A 16,359-nucleotide genomic window follows, 5' to 3' on the forward strand; every position below is an offset into this window, starting at 1 on the left:
GCGGGATCAACGGCCGCTTCGAGCGGCCGTTGTTTTGTCCGGTCCGGCCGGCTGCGGCACAATAGCCGGCTTGTGCGCCGCACAAAGCGGTGCGTTGAAGCCGAAAAGCCGCCCATGACCACCATCAAGCAAGACGACCTGATCCAGTCCGTCGCCGACGCGCTGCAGTACATCAGCTACTACCACCCGGTCGATTACATCACCAGCCTCGCCGCCGCCTACGAGCGCGAGGAGTCGCCCGCCGCGCGCGACGCGATGGCGCAGATCCTGATCAACTCGCGCATGGCCGCCGAAGGCCACCGCCCGCTGTGCCAGGACACCGGCATCGTCACCGTGTTCCTCAAGGTCGGCATGGACGTGCGCTGGGACGCCACGCTGTCGCTCGAAGACATGGTCAACGAGGGCGTGCGCCGCGCCTACAACCATCCGGAGAACAAGCTGCGCGCCAGCGTGCTGGCCGATCCGGCCGGCAAGCGGCTGAACACCCGCGACAACACGCCGGCGGTGATCAACATGTCGATCGTGCCGGGCGACACGGTCGAAGTGATCGTCGCCGCCAAGGGTGGCGGCTCGGAGGCGAAATCCAAGTTCGTGATGCTCAATCCCTCCGACTCGATCGTCGACTGGGTGCTCAGGACCGTGCCGACCATGGGTGCGGGCTGGTGCCCGCCGGGCATGCTCGGCATCGGCATCGGCGGCACCGCCGAGAAGGCGATGCTGCTGGCGAAGGAATCGCTGATGGAGCACATCGATATCCAGGAACTGATCGCGCGCGGACCGTCCAGCCGTATCGAGGAGCTTCGCATCGAGCTGTACGAGAAGGTCAACGCGCTGGGTATCGGCGCGCAGGGACTGGGCGGCCTGACCACCGTGCTGGACGTCAAGATCAAGGACTATCCGACCCACGCGGCCAACCTGCCGGTGGCGATGATTCCCAACTGCGCCGCCACCCGGCACGCGCATTTCACGCTGGACGGGTCCGGCCCCGTGATGCTCGATCCGCCGTCGCTGGAACACTGGCCGAAGCTCACCTACGACGCCTCCAAGGGTCGTCGCGTGGACCTGGACACCGTCACCCGCGAGGAAGTGGCGACCTGGAAACCGGGCGAGGTGCTGTTGCTCAACGGCAGGCTGCTGACCGGCCGCGACGCCGCGCACAAGCGCATGGTCGACATGCTGGACAGGGGCGAGCCGCTGCCGGTCGATTTCAACGGCCGCTTCATCTATTACGTCGGCCCGGTCGATCCGGTGCGCGACGAGGTGGTCGGGCCCGCCGGGCCGACCACCGCCACCCGCATGGACAAGTTCACCGGGCAGGTGCTGGCGCAGACCGGCCTGCTGGGCATGGTCGGCAAGGCCGAGCGTGGCCCGGCGGCGATCGAGGCGATCAGGCAGCACCGTTCGGTCTACCTGATGGCCGTGGGCGGCGCCGCGTACCTGGTGTCCAAGGCGATCAAGGCCAGTCGCGTGGTCGGCTTCGCGGACCTCGGGATGGAGGCCATCTACGAGTTCGAGGTCAAGGACATGCCGGTGACCGTGGCGGTCGATTCGTCGGGCAGCTCGGTGCACCAGACCGGGCCGAAGGAGTGGCAGGCGCGAATCGGCAAGATTCCCGTCTTCATCGAATGAATGGGTTACGGCCCGGCGATTCCCGCGCCGGCCAAGCCCCCGTAGGAGCCCACTTGTGGGCGATGCGCGGTTCCCCGCCGGCCAAGCCCCTGTAGGAGCCCACTTGTGGGCGATGTGCGGTTCCGCGCCGGCCAAGCTCCCGTAGGAGCCCACTTGTGGGCGATGTGCGGTTCCCCGCCGGCCAAACCCCTGTAGGAGCCCACTTGTGGGCGATGTGCGGTTCCCGCGCAGGACATCGCCCGCAAGCGGGCTCCTACAGGGATGCGGAGCAATATGGAGGTTTGCCACATTCGGACGGCTAAACGTCCATATTTCGCCCGCAAAAATCCATTGCATTCGCCCTGCCACGGCGCAACACTGGCGCGATTGCCTCTCGCCGCCACCGCCATGGAGCCCTCGTGATCCCGCAGAACCCCGCGCCGCTTCCGGCGGACGCGCCCGCACCAGGCCAACCCTGGATCGTGATGAAGTTCGGCGGCACGTCCGTCGCGACGCTGCCGCGCTGGCAGAACATCCGTGAGCTGATCGCCAGCCGCCGCGCCGAAGGCGCCCGCGTGCTGGTCGTCGTGTCCGCGCTCACCGGCATCACCGATGCGCTGAAACAGATGTGCGCCGAGGGCAACGGGGACAAACGCAGGGCGGCGGCCGAAGCGATCGCGCAACGCCACCATGAGTTGCTGGATCACATGCATCTGCCGCTGCCGGGCCCGCTCGCGACGCGCCTGGCCGACCTGGTGGCGCTGGCCGCCGAGGGTCCGGCATCCCGGGGCGAGCTGGTCTGGGCAGCGCAGGTGCAGGCACACGGCGAACTGATGTCGAGCGCGCTGGGTGCGGCTTACCTCACGGCCAGCGGCCTGCCCACGCAATGGGTGGACGCGCGCGAGTGCCTGGCCGCCATCGCGCTGCCCAACCAGAACGAGCGCACGCGGCTGCTGTCGGCCACGGTCGAGGCGCATCCCGACCCGGCGCTGGGGGCGCGGCTGGCCGCGCAGGGCGAGGTGTTCATCACCCAGGGCTTCATCGCGCGCGAGGAGCGCGGGCGAACGGTTTTGCTTGGTCGCGGCGGATCGGACACCTCGGCGGCATATTTCGGCGCGCTGCTCAAGGCTTCGCGCGTGGAAATCTGGACCGACGTGGCCGGCATGTTCACCGCCAACCCGCGCCAGGTGCCCGGCGCGCGGCTGCTGCAGCGGCTGGATTACGAAGAAGCCCAGGAAATCGCCACCACCGGCGCCAAGGTGCTGCACCCGCGCTGTCTCTCGCCGCTGCGCGAGCCGCGCGTGCCGCTGCTGATCAAGGACACCAACCGGCCCGAACTCGAAGGCACGGTGATCGGCCCGGAGGTGCGCGAGCACGCGCCGAGCGTCAAGGCGATCAGCGCGCGCAAGGGCCTGACGCTGGTATCGATGGAGTCGGTCGGCATGTGGCAGCAGGTCGGCTTCCTCGCCGACGTGTTCGCGCAGTTCAAGAAGCATGGGCTGTCGGTGGACCTGATCGGCTCGGCCGAGACCAACGTGACGGTGTCGCTGGACCCGACCGAGAACCTGCTCGATTCGGACGCGGTCGCGGCGCTGGCGGCGGACCTGGCCAGGGTTTGCCGGGTGAAGGTGATCGCGCCCTGCGCGGCGATCACGCTGGTCGGCCGCGGCATGCGTTCGATGCTGCATACGCTCTCGACCGTGCTGGCCGAGTTCGGCCAGCTGCGCGTGCACCTGATTTCGCAGTCGTCCAACAATCTCAACCTCACCTTCGTGGTGGACGAGACGGTGGTGGACGAATTGCTGCCGCATCTGCACGACCTGCTGATCGGGGCCGGCGCCTTGCGTACCGACGACAGCGCGCTGTTCGGCCCGAGCTGGCAGGCGTTGTACGGGAGTGGCGAGGCCACGATGCAGGCCGCCGTGTGGTGGCGCACTCCGGCGGGGCGCGAACGCCTGCTGGCGCTGGCCGCCGAGGCCACGCCGCGCTACGTCTATCACCTGCCGACGGTGCGTACGCAGGCGCGGGCGATGAAATCGCTGGGCGTCGTCGACCGCGTGCACTATGCGGTGAAGGCCAACACCCATCCGGCGATCCTGCGGGCGCTGGCATCGGAAGGCTTCGCGTTCGAGTGCGTGTCGCCGGGCGAGTTGAAGATCGTGCTGGCGACCGTGCCGGACACCGCGCCGCTGCTGTTCACGCCCAACTTCGCCCGCCGTGCCGACTACGTCGAGGCACTGGCCACGCGCGCCACGATCACGCTCGATGCCTTGCACCCGCTGGAACACTGGGGCGAGCTGTTCCGCGGACGCGAGGTCGTGCTGCGCGTGGATCTCGGCCGCGGGCTGGGCCATCACGAGAAGGTGCGCACCGGCGGCAACGGCAGCAAGTTCGGCCTGCCGGTCGAACAGCTGGACGCTTTCCTGCGCCTGGCCGACACCCACCAGGTGAGCGTGCGCGGGTTGCACGCGCACCTGGGCTCGGGCGTGCTCGATCCGAAGCACTGGGGCGAGGTGTATGCGCAACTGGCGAGCCTGGCCGAACGCATCGGCAGCGTGGCCTTCCTCAACATCGGCGGGGGCCTGGGCGTGCCCTCGCATCCGGGCGAGGCGCCGCTGGACATGGCGGCGCTGGACCGCGTGCTGCGGGAGGTCAGGGCGGCCTATCCGCACTACCAGCTGTGGATGGAGCCGGGGCGCTACCTCGTCGCCGATGCCGGCGTGTTGCTGGCGCGCGTCACCCAGATCAAGGGCAAGGGCAGCCTGCGCTACCTGGGCGTGGACACCGGCATGGACAGCCTGATCCGCCCGACCCTCTACGACGCCTGGCACGAGATCGTGAACTTGAGTCGCATTGATACGCCTGCGGAGGCGCTGTATCAGGTGGTCGGGCCGATCTGTGAATCGGGCGATGTGCTGGGCACGGACCGGCGTTTGCCCGAGGCGCAGGAAGGGGATGTGATGCTGATCGCGCAGGCGGGGGCGTACGGCAAGGTGATGTCGTCGCGCTACAACCTGCGCGACGAGGCGGATGAGGTGGTGCTGGAGGACTGAGGCAAGAGTGGCCCCTCACCCCAACCCTCTCCCCGGAGGGGAGAGGGAGCTGGTTTCAGGCGATGGAAGGATCGCGCGGCATCGCGCTCTCGCTCCCTCTCCCCCGGGGAGAGGGCCGGGGTGAGGGGTCGCTCCAGCGAAAGACATCATGGGAAGGGTTCAAGGATGAAACGCATGAACGTGGACCGGGCACGCGGACTGCGCCTGGGCATGACCGACGCCGAGCAGGCGCTGTGGTAGCGCCTGCGGAATCGTCAACTTGACGGCTGCAAGTTCCGCCGCCAGCACGAGATTGACCGCTACGTGGTCGACTTCCTTTGCACCGAGCGCATGCTGGTGGTTGAGCTGGATGGTAGCCAGCACTTCGATCAGCAGGATTACGACGAGGCACGCACGCGTTACCTGCAGACCCAGGGCTACCGCGTGCTGCGTTTCTGGAACAATGACGTATTGACGGACATCGAGAGCGTGCTTGAGGCTGTGATGGAAGGTCTGGCGAGCCCCGGCCCCTCACCCCAGCCCTCTCCCCGGAGGGGAGAGGGAGCATGGCTCGACGGAGAGATTGACGAGTGACGACCATCCAGCCACGACTTACCCAAGTCTTCCGTTTCGTTCGCTGCTCCTACGTCGACGGCGTGGCCGAGCTGGCCTACGCCTTCGACCAGGGCGAGGAAATGGTCGAGCGCATCCGCTTCCCGGACGCGCCGGTCGTGCCGGCCGGGCGCCAGCGGGCCTTCGACGCGGCGCTGGGGCTGCTGCACCTGGTCGCCGGCGTGAGCTACTACAAGGCCGGCGTGCCGCCGAAGATCGAAGTTGCGCCGCTGGACGAGGCCACGGCCGATCTGGCCGATGCCCTGTATCTGCACGGCCTGGCGGAGTTCGCCTACCGCAACGGCCTGGATCTGCGCGGACGGATCCAGTTCCCGCGTGCTGCTGCTCGCTCATCCCATCCCGGGGAGGCAGGGCGCCTGCCGGAAGCTCCCGCCCTGAATCTCCCCAAGCGCACCCTGGTCCCGATCGGCGGCGGCAAGGATTCGCTGGTCGCGGTGGAGGCGATCAAGTCGATCGGCGGCGCGGCCACCGCGGTGTGGGTCGGCAACTCGCCGCTGATCGCCGCCTGCGCCGAACGCACCGGCCTGCCCACGCTCAACATCCAGCGCGAGCTCTCGCCGGTGCTGTTCGAGCTCAACCGTCTGGGCGCATGGAACGGCCATATCCCGGTGACCGCGGTGAACTCCGCCATCCTGGCGCTCGCGGCGGTTCTCTATGGCTACGATTCCATCGCCTTCGCCAACGAACGCTCCGCCTCGGCCGCCACGCTGGAGTACGAGGGCCAGCAGGTGAACCACCAGTGGAGCAAGGGCTTCGCCTTCGAGGCCATGCTGTCGGACTGGCTGCACACGCACGTCGCCGCGGACCTCGATTACTGCTCGCTGCTGCGCCCGTACCCGGAGCTGGCGATCACCCGCGCCTTCGCCCGGCTGACGCCGTACTTCGATGCGTTCTCCAGCTGCAACCGCAACTTCCGCATCCTCGGCCCGAAGCCGGCCGACCGCTGGTGCGGACAGTGCCCGAAGTGCCATTTCGTGTTTCTGGCACTGGCGCCGTTTCTGCCCAAGCCGCGGCTGCTTTCGATTTTCGGGCGCAACCTGCTGGACGACGAGAGCCAGGCGGCCGGTTTCGACGCGCTGCTGGAATACCAGGACCACAAGCCGTTCGAGTGTGTGGGCGAGGGCGCCGAGGCGCGCGCCGCGATGTATGCGCTGAGCCAGCGCCCGGAGTGGCAGGAGGATGCGCTGGTCGCCCGCTTCATCCGCGAGATCCTGCCGCAGCTCGATCCCTCGCAACTCTCGCTGGAGCCCTGGCTGGTGCCCTCGGACGAGCACCGCGTGCCGACCCGGCTGCAGCCGGCACTGGGAGCGATCGGTTGATGCGCATCGCCGATCTGGCCGGCCAGCGCGTGGCCATCTGGGGCTTCGGCCGCGAGGGCAGGGCGGCCATCGTGGCCCTGCGCGCGCGCCTGCCGCAGCTCCCGCTGACCCTGTTCTGCAGTCCGGCCGAAGTGGCCAGCGCGCAGGCGCTCGACCCGGCGTTGCTGGTGCGCGGCGAAGAGCCCGACGCGGTCGCGCTGGGCGCGTTCGACGTGGTGGTCAAGTCGCCCGGCATCTCCGCCTACAAACCGGCACTGCTCGCGGCGCAGGGCAGCGGCACGCGCTTTACCTCCGGCACCGCGCTGTGGTTCGCCGAGCAGCCGCAGGCGCCGGTGGTGGCGGTCACCGGCACCAAGGGCAAGAGCACCACCACCGCGCTCATCGCGCATCTGGCGCGAAGCCTGGGCGTGCGCACCGCGCTGGCCGGCAACATCGGATTGCCGCTGCTGGAATTGCTCGACGTGCAGGCGGACTTGTGGGCGGTGGAACTGTCCAGCTTCCAGACCGGCGAGGCCGGGCCAATGCCGCTGGGCGTGGTCACCAGCCTGTACGAGGAGCACCTGGACTGGCACGGCTCGCGCGAACGCTACGTCGCGGACAAGCTCAAGCTCGCGCAGGCCGCGCGCACGCTGCTGGTCAACGGGATGCAGGAGACGCTGCTCGAGCACACGGCGACACACCCGCGGCGTGTGCTGTTCGGGATGAGCGACGGCTGGCATGTGCGCGACGGCTACATCCGGCGCGCCGACTCGCGCATCTTTGCCGTGGCCGACCTGCCGGTGCCGGGCGAGCACAATGCGCTCAACGCCTGCGCCGCGCTGGCTGCGCTGGAAGCGATGGGACATGACGCGCGGTCGGCCGCTCCGGCGCTTGCGCACTTCCATGCCTTGCCGCACCGCCTGCAGCCGCTGGGCGAGCGCGGGGGCGTGGCCTGGATCAACGATTCGATCAGCACTACGCCGCAGGCCACGCTGGCGGCGCTGGCGAGCCTGGAAGGCCGGGCGGTCACGGTGATCGTCGGCGGACATGATCGCGGGCTGGACTGGTCGGCATTCGTCCAGGCGGTGGGTGACCGGGCCGGGCTGGCCATCGTGGCGCAGGGTGCCAACGGGCCTCGCATTGCGGCGGCCCTGCGGGAAGCGCAGCCGATGGGTCAGATCGCGCTGGTGGCGACGCTGGACGAAGCGGTGGAGCAGGCGAGGGCGCTGACGCCCGCGGGCGGGGTGGTGTTGATGTCGCCCGGGGCGCCGAGTTTCGACCAGTTCCGCGATTACGCCGAACGCGGCCGGCGTTTCGCAGGACTGGCGGGGTTCGATGCCCAGACGATCAGCGGGATCGAGGGGCTCGGCGTCGCCTGATCGGCGGCGCAGACCTTCGACTTCGCTACGCTCAGGGCGAACGGTTTTTGTTCCCCGCTTTCCCGTCCCGTTCGCGCTGAGCGTAGGCGCACAGCGCCGACGTCGAAGCGCCTCCCTCAAACCCCACGCTCGAGCCACCCTCCCCCGGGAGAGGGTGCCGACAGGCGGTTGAGGGTTCGGGCGGAGCGGGGTGCGCCGAACGGCCCCGCTGGAGGGCGCGACTCACCATCAAATGTCAGGCATCAGAAAAGCATCGTCCGCCAGCGGAACCCTGCCGTTTGCGACAGGAGCCTGCTGGCGGACGATGCATGCTCGGGTGGGGGTCGCACGAGTGTGCGCACACCCGCCGGTCACCGTCGCGGAGCGATCGGGCGGCCGGGATGGCCGTCCGGTCGCGCGGACCGGGCTAGCCTTCCGATTCCTTGCCCTTGTTCACCAGGTCGCGCACGCGATGGCCGCCCTTGGTGCCCAACTCCGAGTAACCCTCCGGACCCAGTTCTTCCTTGCGGGCTTCGCCACCCTTCTTGCCGAGTGCCGAATAGCCTTCCGGCCCGAGTTGTTCCTTGCGGGTTTCGCCGCCTTTCTTGCCCATCTGCGAGTAGCCCTCGGGGCCGAGCTGTTCCTTGCGGATCTCGCCGCCCTTCTGGCCGGCTTCGCGCACGCTCATGTCACCGGTGTTCTTGTTGCTTGCCATGGTTCTTACCTCTCGGTCAGCAAATGGTTGGAAATAGCCTCGCGGGCGTCAGTGGTTCTTGCGATCGGTCTGCTTGCCCTCGTCGACCAGCTCGCTCACGCGCTGGCCGCCTTTCTCGCCGAGCTTCTGGTACCCCTCGTGGCCCAGTTCGTCCTTGCGCGCCTCGCCTCCCTTGTGGCCGGCTTCGCGGACGGTCATGTCGCCCTTGTCGTGGCTCTGTTTGCTCATGGACATCTCCTCTGCTGAGGGGCTAGTCGATATCGCCGTAGCCCTTCATCACGTCTTGCGGGCCGCCGTAGTTGTCTTCGGGCAGCTTGCGGATGGTCTGCATCACCTCGTCGGGAGCGTCGTTGCGACGCGCGGCTTCGATGAGGTCCTGCTTCTCGGCCGGGTAGTCCACGCCGGACAGGTATTTCTGCACGTTGGCCGGCGAGTTGCCTCCTATACCTCGTGTCATGGTCACCTCCGCGATTACTCGCCGCCCTCGGAATCCTTGCCCTTGTTGATCAGGTCGCGCACGCGCTCACCGCCCTTCTGGCCGAGTTCGGAATAGCCTTCCGGACCCAGCTGCTGCTTGCGGGTCTCGCCGCCCTCGCGGCCGATCTCGCTCATCGCGTTCGGGCCGCGCTGCTCGCGCAACGCCTCGACGCCCTGGTGGCCGAGATCCGAGTAGCCCTCGGGACCCAACTGCTCCCTGCGGATCTCGCCGCCCTTCTGGCCGGCTTCGCGCACGCTCATGTCGCCGCTGCCGCTGGCGCGGGAAGGGATCTGGTTGTTGCGATCGTTATTTGCCATGGTTTTACCTCCGGGTTATCAGGGGAGCCCGCCAGGCGGGCGAGGCATGCGTTGCAACCCGTATGCCAGTGCGCAAGGCGCCATACCGCGTCGATCGGTGGCGGGAAGGCAGCGGCAGCGCGTGTAATTTGCGCTTGCCGTGGAAAGAACTGCCCGCCTCGCGCGCGGCGCCTGCCTGTGGTCAGTCGCCTTCGCTCTGCTTGCCCTTGTTGATCAGGTCTCGGACACGGTGGCCGCCCTTGGTGCCCAGCTCCGAGTAGCCCTCGGGACCGAGCTCTTCCTTGCGCGCTTCGCCGCCCTTCCGGCCGATGGCCGAATAGCCCTCGGGACCGAGCTGTTCCTTGCGGATCTCGCCGCCCTTCTGGCCGGCTTCGCGGACTGTCATGTCGCCCTTGTCGCTGTGCTGGTTGTTCATGGAGATCTCCGTTGTGGTGAAGGAAAGATTGCTGCGGTCGCTATGCACCCGGATCAGTGACGGCGGCCGCCACGGTCCTCGGCCTCATGGCCTTTCTCGACCAGCTCGCGTTCGCGCTGGCCGCCCTTGTGGCCGCCCATCTGGCCGGCCTCGCGGACGGTCATGTCCCCCTTGTCGCTGCCATGGGCCTGCTTCGAGTGCTGCTGGTCGCGATCGTTTTGCTGCTTCTGGCTCATCTGTTGGCTCCGTAGTGGATCGTGGTTACCGTGCCCGTCCTCAGCGCCGTCCGCGCTGTTCGGCCTGGCGGCCTTCGTTGACCCGTTGGCGCACCCGCTGGCCGCCCTTCCGGCCGGCTTCGCGGACGGTGGTGCTGCCCCGACCGCTTGCGCGCGATGCCCAGCTTTCTTGTTGCCCTGGTCATGGGTGGAGGACTGTTGCCGAGTCAGGGTCATGGTTGGACGCCCGGCCCCAGGTGCCGGGCAGACAGGGGAGTGCAACAGCGATGCCAGCAGCCGAATGGCCCTGCGCCGCGGATTGCGCTGCTCAGCGCAGAGCGCATGCTGAAAAAAGGCGGGGGCCGGAGAAAGAACTACAGGCGCGGCCAGGCGGGTGGTTGCGTGGTGATGGGCGTGGCGGTTCGCACGCGTCCGCGGCGCTTGTGGCAGGGCGTTTCCGGCGAGGAGGGGGAGGGCCGAGGGCGCGCGGGCGGCTGCCTGGTCCTTGTAGGAGCGCACCTGTGTGCGACCGCCATGCATCCCGGTCGCGCACAGGTGCGCTCCTGCAAAGGGGCCGTGTGCTCAGCGCTCCAACCGGTAATTCAGGCTGGCCCGACTGAACTCGGTGGCGCTCTGCACTTCGAGGTTCCAGCGCTGGCTGAGCCGGTAGCGCAGGGTGATGACCTGGCCGGGCTCGAACAGCCCCACGCCGTAGCTCAGGTACAACCGCGGCGAGAGGTACTTGCCGACGGTGAACGCCGATTCGCCGCCCAGCGCCTCGCTGCTGGACACGCCGATGTCGTCGATGCCCAACCTGCTGCCGATGCTCTTGGCCAGCAGGTCGCCGGCCGCGGAACCGAGCGCCTGGGCGGCGGCCCCGACCATGTCCCCTTCGCCGCCACTGACCTGCGAGAGCGGCTTGCCGGTGATCAGGTAGGAAAGCGCGTCGGATTGCTCCATCGGTGGGTTGGAGAACACCGTGAGGATCGGCCGCTGCGCCGTGCCGGTGATCAGCAGGCCCACTTCCTGGCCTTCATCGATGGTGGCGTTGGGGTTCAGGCTGCGCACCGCCCGCAGGTCCAGGCCCGGGTTGTCGATCGGCGTGCCCGCGAACAGCAGCTTGCCTGACTCGATGTGCAGGTCCTGGCCGTAGGCCTCGTAGGTGCCGCTCACCGCGATCTGGCCCTGGCCGCGGGTAGCCCGGCCGGGCTCCTCGATGACCGTGAGCGTGCCGGTGAGCTTGCCGTCCAGGCCCTTGCCGGTGAGATGCGTGTTGCGGCCGAGGTCGACCTTCACCCGTGCATGGATCGGCAGCTGCGCGGTGGCTTCCTCCTGCGCCTGCTGGTCGACGACCACGACGTCGGGCGAGGCCTTGGTCGCGCCGCCGCCCGGCAGGCGGTCGAGGTTCACGTCGGCGCTGTCCAGGGTGACCGCGCCGGTGACGTACACGCCCTCCGCGTCGCGTCGCACGCGCAGATCGGGCGTCAATACGACGTGGGCGGCGGGAATGTCGGCGACGGTGACGTTGTCGCCGGTGAGCGTGATCGCGCTGGGCACCTGTGCGGTGAGCCCATAGCTGCCGCCGATCACCAGCGTGCCCTTGCCCGAGCGCACGCGGCCGTCCAGCTCAACATGCTGCGCATCGGGGGCGCGCAGCACCACCGAGCCGTCGGTCAGACTGAGGCCCAGCGCCGGTACTTCGGCGGCGAAGCCGTCCACCGTGGCCTGGCCGGTCACCGCCGGCTGCGCCACGGTGCCGGCGAAGCCGAAGCGGCCGTCAAGGTGGCCCTGCACGTTGGCGACCTCGCTGGTGAGGAGCTCCAGCGGGGCGAGGCTGTCGAGGTGAATGGCGAGCTGGCCGCCGAGCGCCTGCGCGTCGCCATCGATGGTCAGGCGGCCATCCAGGCGGCCGTTCGCGTCGAGCGCGGCGTGCGCCTCCAGTCGCTGGTGGCCGGGGGCGAGGTCGTCGTCGACGGTGAGTCCATGCCAGGCCAGCAGCGGGCGTTGCGCCTGCCGGGTGTAGGTGACCGACCCCTGGTCGGAGGCGAGCGTGGCCTTGCCGCTGAGCGCGCCGGCGGGGCTGCGCTTGAGCGTGCCTTCGCCGTGCAGTTCGCCGTCGGCGCGCATGGGCAGGTCCGCGTAGCCGGCGGCGTTGAACAGCAGCGCCAGCGGCAGCGCGCGCAGGCGGTAGCTGGCGGTGAGGTTGCCGGCCTTGTCCTGCTGCCCCTGTATGCACAGCAGCGGGTCGCCCGCGGTGAGACACAACGGCGACAGCGCCAGCGCGCCATCGGCGTAGTCGAGCGTGGCCGGATCCCGCAGCCGCCAGCGCGGCAGGCCCTGGGGTTCCAGGTCCAGCGTGTCGAGGGTGCCTCTCCAGTGGCGCTGCTCCAGGCTGCCGTGCAGGGCAAGCTGGGCGGAGAGCTGGCGGCCGTTCGCATCGAGCGTGAGCTTGTGGGCCGCCTCGGTACCGTCGGCGTGCAGCGCCAGCGTGTCGAACGCCAGGCCGCCGAGCCAGGCATCGCGCGCGTCGAGATCGACGTTGCCGCCGGGGCTGCTGATGTCGGGCACGTGCGCCTGCACGGCCAGCCGGCCGATGCGCTGGCTGCCGTAGGCGATCGTGGCGCCATGCACTTCGGCGTCGATGCCCAGCGCCGGCGGCAGGCCGGTGACGTGCGCGTGCGCTTCAAGCCGGCCGCCGGCATCGGGCAGCCAGTCGGCCAGCGTGGCGACGGTCATCCGTACCTGCACGTCGTTGCGCGCACCGGGCTTGCCCTCGATCGAGAGGGTGCTGCGGCCGGAGGTGAGCGAAAGCGTGCCGTCCAGCACCTCGTTGGGCGAAAGATGCAGCCGGCCGCGACCGCGCACCGGACGGCCGCGCAGGCGACCGTCGAGGCGGGCGAGGTCAAGCGTCGCATCGGGATGGCCCGAGGGCAGGGTGCCGCGGGTGGTCAGCTGCGCATCCAGTGCACCGCTCCAGCCGGCGAACAGCTGGCCCGGGTCGAAGTCGTCCGCCTCGGCCGCCAGCTCCCAGCCGAATACCGGCTGCAGAACGAGTGTGCCCTGCGCGTGCAGGTGGCCCTGCGGTTGCCGGACATCCAGCGTGTGCAGCGCCAGTTGCCGCGGCGTGCCGTCGAGGTTCACCGCCAGTTGCGCGAGCTTGCCGGGCGGGCCGATCGCGATGTCGCCCTGCGCGTGGAACTGCGCCGTGCTGCCATGCACGTCCAGCTGGCCGTGGCTGGCCAGCGGCTGGCCGGCCAGCGCGGCGGGCAGCTCCAGGTCCTGCCAGGAAAGCTGCAGCGTGCCGGCGGGCGGTGCGGCGTCCAGCTGGATCTGTCCGTGCGCCTGCAGTCGTCCCTTGATCTGCGGCGAGGTGAGGCTGAGCGTTTCCAGCGTGAGGCGGCTGCGGTCGTCGTTGAGTTGCGCGCGCAGCGGGGCCAGTTGCAGGCGCCACTGGTTGAGGTCGACCGTGCCGGTGAGCGTGCCGCCGCGGCGGCTGCCCTTGCCATCGAGGTCGAGCGCCAGGCTTTCCAGCGTGCCCTTGCCGAGCAGCGGCGCGGGGTCGAAGCTCGGCGCCTTCAGCGAGGCGGTCCAGGGCCAGGCGCCGCCCTGCTCGAGCTGGACCTGCAGATGTGCCGCCATCGGCTGGGTGAGCGCAAGGGCGAGCCGCGCGCGGGTGCCGTCGCTGTGCGCCTGCACCTGGCCGGCGTAGGTAGTGTCGCCAAGGGTCCAGGCGAAGCTGGCCTGGCCGTTGCCCCGCCAGGTGTCGCCGATGGCCAGCGTACCGTCCACATCCGCATGGCCCTGGGGTGAGCGCAGGCGCAGCGCGCGGATGGCGATGCCCTGTGCGTTCCAGCGCCCGGCAAGGTCCAGGGTGTTGGCGGTGAACAGCGACTGCCCGCCCTGGTGGACCGTAAGGTCGGCCGCGTGTGCCTGGTCGACCTGGATCGCCAGCGGTGGATTGAGCGACAGCGGGCCGCTGCGCTGTTCGTCCGGCGGGGGCGGCGGCAGCACGACATCGACACCCCGCACGTCGAGCGTGTCGACGTGCAGTTGTTTGCCGAGCAGGGGCCACAGGCGCACGTCCAGCCTGGCGCTCGCTACACGCACGTCCAGGCCCTTGCCGTCGGCATAGCGCAGACCCTCGAGCTGCAGCGGGCCGGCCAGGCTGCCGCTGGCCTGCTGCACGCTGAGCGCGCCATCGGTGAACCCGCTGGCGCGGGCAATGGTGAAGCGCAGGCCCGCGCCGGTGCCGAGCAGCCACCACAGGCCCAGCGCAAGCAGCACGAACAGGGCAAGCAGGACGAGGCCGATGCGCCTGAGCCATTTCATGGGCGGGCTCCTGGCAGGGCGAGAAGCCTCCCCCTCTCCCCGGCCCTCTCCCCCGGCGACGCCGGGGGAGAGGGAGCGATTGAGGCAAGCCGGAAGCCATGTGCCCGCTCTCCCCTGGCACCGCCGGGGGAGAGGGTCGGGGAGAGGGGGAGGCCTGTTGTCATCACAGATCCGGCCCTATCACCACGTGCAGTTGAATTCCATGCGCATGCTCGTCATGGATCGGCGTGCCCACGTCCACGCGGACCATGCCCACGGGCGAGAGCCAGCGCACGCCCAGGCCGGCGCCGAGGCGCGGGCGGTAGTCGGTGCCGTTGAACGCATTGCCGGCATCGACGAATGCAGCCATGCCCCAGTTGCGCGTGAAGTAGTGCTCCACCTCGGTGCTCGCCACCAGCAGGTTGCGCCCGCCGATCACCCGGTCGAAGCTGTTGCGCGGGCCGATCGCCTGGTAGCCGTAGCCGCGCACCGAGCGATCGCCGCCGGCGAAGAAGCGCAGCTGCGGCGGAAGGCTGGAGAAGTCCCCGGTGGAGGTGATGCCGGCGCTGGCACGCAGGATCAGCCGGTCGCGCCGGGTGAAGGCGTTGATCCACTTCGCGTCGGCCGCCAGCTGGCTGAAGCGGGTGTCCGACAGCAGCGAGCCGGCGGTGCTGCGCGCGTACACGCTGAGCGACCAGCCGTGCCGCACGAACGTCGGATTGTCGCCGTGCTTCTTCGACAGGGAGGCCTCGGCGAACACCAGCTTGCTGCGGCCGCGCTCGATGCCGGGCGCGTTGTCCGGCTCGTTGCCCCGCTTGCCGACGGTAAACGTGCCGATCAGCGCATGCGCGCCGACGGTGCGCGTCCAGCCATGCCACAGGTCGGTATGGTTGCCGACCAGTTCCAGCGTGCGCGATTGCGAGGTGACGGTGTCGGCATCACGGAAGTTCACGCCGAAGTTGAGGCTGCGTTGCTCGCCGCCCGGGAGCGGGATCATGTACAGCGATGACAGTGTTTTCAGCCGCTGCGCGACCACCAGCTCGTTCTTCCACTTGTGGCCGAGGCTGTTGACCCAGCGTCGCTCCAGCCCCGCACGCACCCCGAAGCCGGTATCGGTGCCGAAGAACGGCCCGCCGGTGTACACGCTGCGCTTGGCCGGCTGCAGCTCCACCTCGACATCGACGGTGCGACCGGCGTCGTCCACGTCCGGACGGACGTTGACCACCGAGAAATAGTCCGCGCCGTTGAGCGCCTGCTGCAGGCGCAGCAGGTCGGCCTGGTCGAAGTAGTCGCCGCGCTCGAACGGCACGAAGCGCTGCAGGAAGCCCGGCTCGAACTGGGAACCGTCGAACGCCACCTTGCCGAAGCGGTAGCGCGGCCCGGCCTGCCACGCCAGGTCGACCACGGCGCTGTGGTCGGCGCGGGTCACGCGCACCTGATGCGTGACCAGCTTGGCACCGAGGAAGCCGTTCGCGGTCAGCGCGCCGCTGACGCCATCGCGCGCCTTCGAGTAGGCGCCATGATCGAGCACGTCGCCCTTGAGCTGTTCCACCGCGCGCTCGGCACGGCGGACCGCCGGGATCGCGAGCGCCGCCTCGTCCAGCTTCACGTGCACCTCGGTGATGCGCACCGGCTCGCCCGGTTTCACCGTCAGCGTGACCTGCCAGTCATTCGTGCCGGCGCGCGTCAGCGAGCCCTGCACGAGGGGCTCGTAGTAGCCGTAGGGCTCCAGCGCATCGCGCACCTCGTCCGGGGCGTCCTCGTAGAGGCGGCGGATCTGCGCCTCGCTGACCGGCCGGTTGGCGTACTGCGACAGCGTCAGGCCCGACCGCACGGCGGACTTCAGCGGATCGTCGACGCCCTTGACCGTCAGCCGAACGCCCGCGTGCGCCGCCAGCGGCAGCAGCAGGAGCGGGAGCAAGACGATCAGGCGTCGGAGGCGGCGCATGTGGTGGGGGACGTCCCTGTGCGGAGGCCTGCGG

At 69.4% G+C, this 16,359-nt stretch carries 13 protein-coding genes; 5 read left to right on the forward strand and 8 right to left on the reverse strand.

The window, feature by feature from the left end; genetic code table 11:
* Positions 1-114: 114 nt before the first annotated feature.
* From LQ771_RS02310 to murD, 5 genes are all read left to right on the forward strand, one after another.
* The gene (locus tag LQ771_RS02310) at positions 115-1,629 is read left to right on the forward strand and encodes a fumarate hydratase (RefSeq protein WP_231350798.1); all 1,515 of its coding nucleotides are present in this window, start codon (positions 115-117) and stop codon (positions 1,627-1,629) included.
* 458 nt (positions 1,630-2,087) lie between these two features.
* On the forward strand, positions 2,088-4,661 hold the full coding sequence (locus tag LQ771_RS02315; RefSeq protein WP_255674242.1) for a bifunctional aspartate kinase/diaminopimelate decarboxylase: 2,574 nt from the start codon (positions 2,088-2,090) through the stop codon (positions 4,659-4,661).
* A 303-nt stretch (positions 4,662-4,964) separates the two neighbouring features.
* Entirely contained in the window at positions 4,965-5,234 is a 270-nt protein-coding gene (locus LQ771_RS02320) for an endonuclease domain-containing protein (protein WP_231350799.1), read from the forward strand.
* Positions 5,231-6,592, forward strand: coding sequence for a UDP-N-acetyl-alpha-D-muramoyl-L-alanyl-L-glutamate epimerase (gene murL / locus LQ771_RS02325; protein WP_484494519.1), 1,362 nt, complete (start codon positions 5,231-5,233; stop codon positions 6,590-6,592). Before LQ771_RS02320 ends, murL begins: the two co-directional genes overlap by 4 nt.
* A complete protein-coding gene (murD, locus tag LQ771_RS02330) occupies positions 6,592-7,950 on the forward strand; it encodes a UDP-N-acetylmuramoyl-L-alanine--D-glutamate ligase (protein ID WP_231350800.1) in 1,359 nt (452 codons plus the stop codon). The genes murL and murD overlap by 1 nt, the downstream gene beginning before the upstream one ends.
* Before the next feature lie 406 nt (positions 7,951-8,356).
* Here the strand turns inward: murD and LQ771_RS02335 are convergent, their stop codons facing one another.
* From LQ771_RS02335 to LQ771_RS02370, 8 genes are all read right to left on the reverse strand, one after another.
* Positions 8,357-8,644, reverse strand: coding sequence for a KGG domain-containing protein (locus tag LQ771_RS02335; protein WP_231350801.1), 288 nt, complete (start codon positions 8,642-8,644; stop codon positions 8,357-8,359).
* Between the two features lie 48 nt (positions 8,645-8,692).
* The gene (locus LQ771_RS02340) at positions 8,693-8,872 is read right to left on the reverse strand and encodes a hypothetical protein (protein ID WP_231350802.1); all 180 of its coding nucleotides are present in this window, start codon (positions 8,870-8,872) and stop codon (positions 8,693-8,695) included.
* 22 nt (positions 8,873-8,894) lie between these two features.
* A complete protein-coding gene (locus tag LQ771_RS02345; RefSeq protein ID WP_231350803.1) occupies positions 8,895-9,101 on the reverse strand; it encodes a DUF2795 domain-containing protein in 207 nt (68 codons plus the stop codon).
* A gap of 14 nt (positions 9,102-9,115) precedes the next feature.
* Positions 9,116-9,439 carry a hypothetical protein gene (locus tag LQ771_RS02350; RefSeq protein ID WP_231350804.1) on the reverse strand — a complete coding sequence of 108 codons (324 nt, stop codon included), beginning with the start codon at positions 9,437-9,439 and terminating at the stop codon, positions 9,116-9,118.
* 181 nt (positions 9,440-9,620) lie between these two features.
* On the reverse strand, positions 9,621-9,854 hold the full coding sequence (locus LQ771_RS02355; protein ID WP_231350805.1) for a KGG domain-containing protein: 234 nt from the start codon (positions 9,852-9,854) through the stop codon (positions 9,621-9,623).
* A gap of 53 nt (positions 9,855-9,907) precedes the next feature.
* Positions 9,908-10,090: a hypothetical protein gene (locus tag LQ771_RS02360; protein ID WP_231350806.1), complete on the reverse strand. Its 183-nt coding sequence runs from the start codon at positions 10,088-10,090 to the stop codon at positions 9,908-9,910.
* Between the two features lie 561 nt (positions 10,091-10,651).
* Positions 10,652-14,398, reverse strand: a complete 3,747-nt coding sequence (locus tag LQ771_RS02365; RefSeq protein ID WP_231350807.1) for a translocation/assembly module TamB domain-containing protein — start codon at positions 14,396-14,398, stop codon at positions 10,652-10,654.
* A 163-nt stretch (positions 14,399-14,561) separates the two neighbouring features.
* Positions 14,562-16,325, reverse strand: coding sequence for an autotransporter assembly complex protein TamA (locus tag LQ771_RS02370; protein WP_231350808.1), 1,764 nt, complete (start codon positions 16,323-16,325; stop codon positions 14,562-14,564).
* Positions 16,326-16,359: the final 34 nt, after the last annotated feature.

It is taken from the genome of Frateuria soli (assembly GCF_021117385.1).
Lineage (GTDB): Bacteria > Pseudomonadota > Gammaproteobacteria > Xanthomonadales > Rhodanobacteraceae > Frateuria_A > Frateuria_A soli.